Source organism: Actinomycetospora sp. (assembly GCF_055612215.1).
This window is the reverse complement of sequence record NZ_JBVPVA010001000.1, coordinates 1-6,128: the sequence shown is the minus strand read 5'-3', so window position 1 is coordinate 6,128 and position 6,128 is coordinate 1. Positions and strand designations below refer to the sequence as shown.

8 protein-coding genes are annotated in these 6,128 nt (G+C 76.5%); 4 read left to right on the top strand and 4 right to left on the bottom strand.

Annotation, left to right across the window (positions count from 1 at the left end):
* Window positions 1-414: potassium channel family protein (locus tag AC0CYZ_RS27130; RefSeq protein ID WP_472221167.1), on the top strand; the 414-nt coding region annotated here is incomplete at its 5' end.
* An 80-nt stretch (window positions 415-494) separates the two neighbouring features.
* Window positions 495-944: a phosphatase domain-containing protein gene (locus tag AC0CYZ_RS27125; RefSeq protein WP_472221165.1), complete on the top strand. Its 450-nt coding sequence runs from the start codon at window positions 495-497 to the stop codon at window positions 942-944.
* Here AC0CYZ_RS27125 and AC0CYZ_RS27120 read toward each other — a convergent pair.
* Window positions 941-1,564 carry a CGNR zinc finger domain-containing protein gene (locus AC0CYZ_RS27120; RefSeq protein ID WP_472221163.1) on the bottom strand — a complete coding sequence of 208 codons (624 nt, stop codon included), beginning with the start codon at window positions 1,562-1,564 and terminating at the stop codon, window positions 941-943. The two genes, AC0CYZ_RS27125 and AC0CYZ_RS27120, sit on opposite strands and share 4 nt — an antisense overlap.
* Before the next feature lie 46 nt (window positions 1,565-1,610).
* Here AC0CYZ_RS27120 and AC0CYZ_RS27115 point away from each other — a divergent pair, with 46 nt between their 5' ends.
* Entirely contained in the window at window positions 1,611-2,432 is an 822-nt protein-coding gene (locus AC0CYZ_RS27115; protein ID WP_472221161.1) for an alpha/beta fold hydrolase, read from the top strand.
* 33 nt (window positions 2,433-2,465) lie between these two features.
* Entirely contained in the window at window positions 2,466-4,091 is a 1,626-nt protein-coding gene (locus AC0CYZ_RS27110; protein ID WP_472221159.1) for an alpha/beta-hydrolase family protein, read from the top strand.
* Window positions 4,092-4,127: 36 nt separating this feature from the next.
* Here AC0CYZ_RS27110 and AC0CYZ_RS27105 read toward each other — a convergent pair whose 3' ends face one another.
* The 3 genes from AC0CYZ_RS27105 to AC0CYZ_RS27095 form a co-directional block, all read right to left on the bottom strand.
* Complete coding sequence (locus tag AC0CYZ_RS27105; RefSeq protein ID WP_472221157.1) at window positions 4,128-5,018, bottom strand: DUF3159 domain-containing protein; 891 nt, start codon at window positions 5,016-5,018, stop codon at window positions 4,128-4,130.
* A gap of 165 nt (window positions 5,019-5,183) precedes the next feature.
* Entirely contained in the window at window positions 5,184-5,561 is a 378-nt protein-coding gene (locus tag AC0CYZ_RS27100) for an OB-fold nucleic acid binding domain-containing protein (protein ID WP_472221155.1), read from the bottom strand.
* A gap of 80 nt (window positions 5,562-5,641) precedes the next feature.
* Window positions 5,642-6,128 (bottom strand): DUF3710 domain-containing protein (locus AC0CYZ_RS27095; protein WP_472221153.1); only part of this gene is annotated, 487 nt, incomplete at its 5' end.

Below are 6,128 nucleotides of genomic sequence, written 5' to 3'. Positions count from 1 at the left end.
GTCCGCCGCGTCGTCGCGCGGGTGAACGACCCCCGCAACGAGTGGCTCTTCACCGAGTCCTGGGGCGTCGACGTCGCGGTCTCGACGCCGCGCATGCTGGCCGCGATGGTCGAGGAGGCGGTGTCGGTCGGCGACCTCGTCCGGCTGCTCACCCTGCGCCAGGGCAAGGCGAACCTCGTGGAGGTGACGCTGCCCGCGGACACCCCGCTGGCCGGCCGCCCGGTCCGCGACGTCCCCCTGCCCGCCGACGCGGCCCTCGTCGCGATCCTGCGCGGCGGGCGGGTGATCGTCCCGCAGTCCGACGACCCGCTCGAGGGCGGCGACGAGATGCTGTTCGTCGCCGGCGAGGGCGTGGAGCAGGAGATCCACACCGTGCTGACCACGCACCAGGAGGGCGGCCGGGAGCTGATCTGACCCGGATGCCCGTGCCAGCGAAGCGTCGACGCTTGCACTGGACGACAGGAAAGCCCCGTCGATCACCCCGGGGGGACGCCGTGCTCGACGACGCTCTGCGACTGCCCGGCGGCGGACTCGTCCGCGGCCGGGGGCTCCGCCGCGGCCTGCCGCCCGGCCCCACCCCGGCCTTCGGGCTCTACCTCGGGTCCCGGCGCGCCGCCCGGCGTCACGACCCCGACCTGACCTGGCCGCACCGCTGGCTGGTGTGGCCGGACTTCCGGCTCCCCCGCCACCCGGCCGAGGCGCGGGACGCGATCGTCGGGACCCGCCACCGGATCGTCGACCTGGCTGAGGACGTCGAGGTGGCCTGCGGCGGCGGGGTGGGCCGCACCGGCACCGTCCTGGCCTGCCTGGCCGTGCTGGACGGCCTCGGGCCCGACGAGGCGGTGGCCTGGGTCCGGGCCCACCACCACCGGCGCGCCGTCGAGACGCGGGGCCAGCGCCGCTGGGTGCAGCGCTTCGCCGGCGAGCGCGGCCGGCCCCGCTAGCCCGACCCGGTCGCCCGCGCGTGGTGGCGCGCGGCCTTGGCCCGGTTCCCGCACGTCGCCATCGAGCACCACCGCCGCCGCCGCGTGGGCGAGGGGTCGAGGAAGAGCCACGAGCAGCGCCCGCACAGCCCGATCCGGCGGCGGTCCTCCCCCGCGAGCAGGGCCCCGGTGAGCAGCGCGAGCCGGCGTCCCGGCAGCGCGAGCCCGGCGTCGTCGAGCGTGACCAGCCACGCCGGCCCTCGCGTCGGGTCCGGGGCGGGACGCGCGCGGCGGTGGGCGTCGGCGACGTCGTCGGCGACCCGCGCCCGGTCGGCCTCGTCGGCCTCCGCCCCGGTCACGGCCGCGGCCAGCCACCGGTGCAGCGCCTCGCGGTGTGCGCGCACCTCGTCGAGGGCCCGCGCCGCGCCCTCCGGGTCGGCCGCCGCGCGGGCGGCGAGGGCGGTGGCCTCGGCGTCGTCGAGGACCCCGGCCGCCAGCGACCAGGCCACGACGTCGTCGTAGGTGTGCAGCCGCTCGACGTCCCGCGCCCGCGTCGCGCCGCCCACGGTGTTGGTGAGGTCGAGCGCCGGGTGGCCCCCGACGAACGCCTCCGCGCCCCACGTCGTCCCCACGGTTGACACCCCTCCCTCCGTCGTCTAACCCTAAGATAGACGAAAGGGGTTAGAGATGGACCTGACCGAGACGTTCACCTTTCGGGGGGACCGGGTGCGCTGGGGCGCCGAGGGCGAGGGCGAGCCGCTGGTGCTGCTGCACGGCACGCCGTTCTCCTCGGTGGTGTGGCGGCGGATCGCCCCGCACCTGGCGCGCCGGCGCCGCGTCCACGCCTTCGACCTGCTGGGCTACGGGCGCTCCGAGCAGCGCGAGGGCCAGGACGTGTCCCTCGGGGTGCAGAACGAGCTGTTCGGCGCCCTGCTCGACCACTGGGGTCTGGAGCGGCCCGACGTCGTGGCCCACGATTTCGGCGGTGCCACGGCCCTCCGCGCCCACCTGCTCGACGCCCGGGACTACCGCACGCTGACGTTGATCGACCCGGTCGCGCTCAACCCGTGGGGCTCGCAGCTCGTCCGGGCCGCCGACGGCCACGTCGACGCCTACGCGGCGCTGCCGCCCTACGCCCACGAGGCCGTGCTGCGGGCCTACCTGCGGGGTGCCACCCACCGCACGCTCGACGAGGCCGAGATGGCGCGCTACGTCGAGCCGTGGGTCGGCGAGGTCGGGCAGCCCGCGTTCTACCGCCAGATCGCGCAGATGGACGACCGGTACACCGCCGTGATCCAGGACCGCCTCGGCGAGGTCCGCTGCCCCGTGACGATCCTCTGGGGCGCCCGGGACGCCTGGATCCCCGTGGCGCGGGCGTACGACCTCGCCGAGCGCATCCCGGGCGCGGACCTGCGGGTGGTCGACGACGGCGGGCACCTGCTGCAGGAGGACAGCCCGGAGACCGTGGTCGCGACGGTGCTCGAGGTGCTCGACGCGGTGCCCGCCTGACACCTCGACGGTGATCGCGCGAGACTCCTCGTCGTGCCCGCCCGCCGCCGTCCGCTGCTGCACCCGGGCGGTCTGCTGGTCGGCACGGCGCTCGGCGTGGTGGCGCTGACGCCCTCGCTCATCCCCCGCACCGGCGTCCTCCAGGGCGTGGTCTCGGGGGTGATGCTCGCGGCCGGCTACCTGGTGGGCGTCGGGCTGGGCCTGCTGGTGCGTCCGCTCGCACGCCGGACCGGGCGCCGGCTGAACGGTGCGGCCTGGACGCTGCTCGGCGTCGTGGTGCTGGCCGTGTCGGCGGTCGTGGGGTTCCTGGGGTTCGGGTGGCAGGCCGACCAGGCGGCGCTGCTGGGGCTGCCGGCTCCGGAGCTCTCCGACTGGCTGCTCGCGTTCCCGGTGGCCCTCGGCGTCCTCGTCGTCCTGCTCGCGCTGGTGCGCACGGTCCGGGCGCTCCCGCGGTGGCCCCGCCGGGCCCTCGGGGCGGTGGCGGTCGTCGTCGTCGCGGCGCTCGCGGTGTCGCTCGCCGGCGTCCCCGGGGTCGACCCCGCTCGGGCCGTGCTCGAGCGCGCTTTCGCGGCGCAGAACGAGGGCGTCTTCGGCGGCGCGGCCCAGCCGGCCGACCCGCTGCGGTCGGGGTCGCCGGCCTCGCTGGTGAGCTGGCAGAGCCTGGGTCGCGGTGGACGCACCTTCGTCACCACCGCGCCGCCGGCCGGCGCCCTCGCCCGGGCCGGCGGCCACCCCGCCGTCGATCCGATCCGGGTCTACGTCGGTCTCGACAGCTCACCCGACCCCCGCGAGCGCGCGCAGCTCGCCGTCCGCGAGCTCGCCCGGACGGGGGCGTTCGCCCGGCCCGTCGTCGGGGTCGTCACCACCACCGGCACCGGGTTCGCCGACGCCGAGGCGATGGACGCCCTGGAGCTCGCCTGGGGCGGGAACACCGCACTCGTGGGCACCCAGTACTCGCTGCTGCCGAGCGCCCTGTCGTTCCTGCTCGACGTCGACCGGGTCCGCGACGCGGGCACCACGACCTACGACGCCGTGCGCGCCGCCGTAGACGCGCTGCCGCCCGGGACGCCCCGCCCGGAGGTCGTCGCGTTCGGGGAGTCGCTCGGTGCGCTCGGCTCCCAGGCGGCGTTCCCGACGCCGGACGCGGTGCGGTCCCGCACGGACGGCGCCCTCTGGAACGGACCGCCGAACTCCTCGGCGCTCTGGCACGGGCTCGTCGCGGGCCGGGATCCCGGCAGCCCCGAGGTCCGGCCCGTCGTGGAGGACGGGCGCACGATCCGGTTCGGCGGCGGGTCGGTGACCCCGTTCCTGACGACCGAGCCGCGCGCGCCGTGGCCGGACCCCCGGGTCGTCTACCTGCAGCACGCCAGCGACCCGGTCGTCTGGTGGAGCCCGAGCCTGCTGTGGTCGCGGCCGGACTGGCTCGCGGAGCCGCGGGGCGAGGACGTCCTCCCGGCGGTGCGCTGGTACCCACTGGTCACGTTCTGGCAGGTGACGACGGACATGATCCGCGCTCAGGAGGTCCCGTACGGGCACGGCCACAACTACGGGCCCGAGACGCTGGACGCGTGGATGGACGTCGTCCCGCCGCCGGGGTGGACCCCGGCCGACACCGCCCGGGTGCACGCCGTGCAACGGGTGCCGGTTCCGACGCGGTAGGCGGGTGGAACCCGCGTCGGCCGATCCGACCCGATCTCAGGCCGCGGCGGCGCCGCTCCCGGCGTCCGCCTGCTCGCGCTCGGCCTTGGCCTCCTCGGTGGCCCGCCGGATGGCCCAGACGGTCACGGCCGCCGCCAGCAGCGCGAGCGGCACCCCCATGGCGAGCCGGACCCAGCCGAGCCAGGTATCGGCGTAGGCGGAGTCGTAGAGCCAGCGCTGGACGACGAAGCGGGCGCCGAAGACGACGACCCACGCCAGCGTCGCGAGGTCGTACCCGCGCCGGAGGCGGGCGGAGCGCCGCCAGTGCTGCCCCTCGCCGTTGACCAGGTGCCACAGGGTCCCCACCAGCGGCCGCCGGACGAGGATCGAGATCGCGAAGACGCCGCCGTAGAGCAGGCTCGTCCAGATCCCCAGCAGGAAGAAGCCCTTGGCCTGCCCGGTGCGCCACGCGATGAGGGCGCACACCGCGACCCCGAAGAGCCCGGAGAACGCCGGCTGCAGCTTCTCGCCGCGCACCAGCCGCCAGACCGCCACCGCGACGGACGCGGCCACGGCGGCGACGATCGACGCCACGAGGGTGTGAAAGATCGCCTGGGCCACGACGAACACCACGACCGGGACCGCCGAGGCGATCAGGCCGGAGACCCCGCCCATCTGTTCGAGCAGCGTCGGAGCGCGTTCACCGGCGTCCGGGTCCGCCGCGTCGGCGTCGTCCCGGTCGTCGTGCCGGTCGTCGTCGTGCCGGTCCGGGGAGCCGGCCGCCGGCCGCGCCACCCGGCCGTCGCGGACCGGTCTCGTGCCCGCTCGACCGAACACCGGAGCCGTCGGGGCGTCGGGCCGCGACGGGCGCGGGGCGACGGGCCGGCCCACCGCGCGGGACCCGGCCGGGTCCGTCTCGTCCGAGGTGGCGACGTCGTCCGCGGTCACGGCGTCGGCAGCGGCCCCGCCGGCGGACGCGCCGGGAGCCGACGCGTCAGCGCCGACCGCGCGGGCGGTGAAGACGTCCGTGGGCGCGTCGTCGGGCCGCGCGTGGCGCCCGTCCGCCGTGCGGCGGGGCTGACCGGTCTCGGGATGGCGGATGGTCGGGCTCCCTCAGGGCGCGCGCTGCAGCTCGTAGTACGGGTTGTAGATGACCTTCCGGCCGTCGCGGACGGCGACCCGGCCGCTGGCCCGCAGCGTGCGCCCCGGCTCGATGCCGGGGATGCGCCGCCGGCCCATCCACACCAGGGTGACACCGTCGGTGCCGTCGAAGAGCTCCGCCTCCAGGGTCGCGACCGAGTCGCGCGGGCAGATCTCGACCGACCGGAGCCGGCCCTTCACGGTGATCGCCTCGCCGGAGCCGCCGCAGTTGCCCGCGAGGTGGCAGCCGGAGCGCGCCGAATCCGCGGAGAGATCCTCCGCGTCCAGATCGGACACGTCGGAGGTGAGCTTGCGGACCATCCGCGACACGAACCCCGAGCCCTTGCCCATCGTCCGCTCCTCATGAAGGACACCGCGGCCACCGCGGTGCCGTCCGGACCCGCCATCGGGTCCGGCACCAGCCTAGCCCGTCAAGAACGTCCGGGTGACGTCCCGGATTCCCCCTGCTTGGGCAGCATCATGGGGATCACCGGGCCCTCGGGCGACGTGATCTGGCGGGGCCGGGTGGGCAGGGACTGGAAGAGCGACTCGCGGAAGGGCTCCGGCACGTCCTCGGGCACCTCGAGGGGCAGCAGCGACCGGACGGGCAGCGGATCGGGCGAGCGCACCACGACGGTCCCGCCCATCATCTCCCGCAGCATCCGGTGCAGGGCGAGCGCGTGGACGGCCGGGCCGGTGCCCACGCCGCGCAGCAGCCAGCGTGGTCCCTCGACGGCGACGACGCGGGCCACGACGTCGCCGTTGCGGGCGACCAGCTCGCGGCCCCACTCACCGCGGTCGCGACGGATGGTGGCGCCCTCGGCGTGCAGCTGGGCGGCCAGCTCCTCGATCAGCTCGCCCCAGAGCCCGCCGGTGCGGGGCGCGGCGAAGGCGCTCACCGTGAGGCGGCCCTCGGGG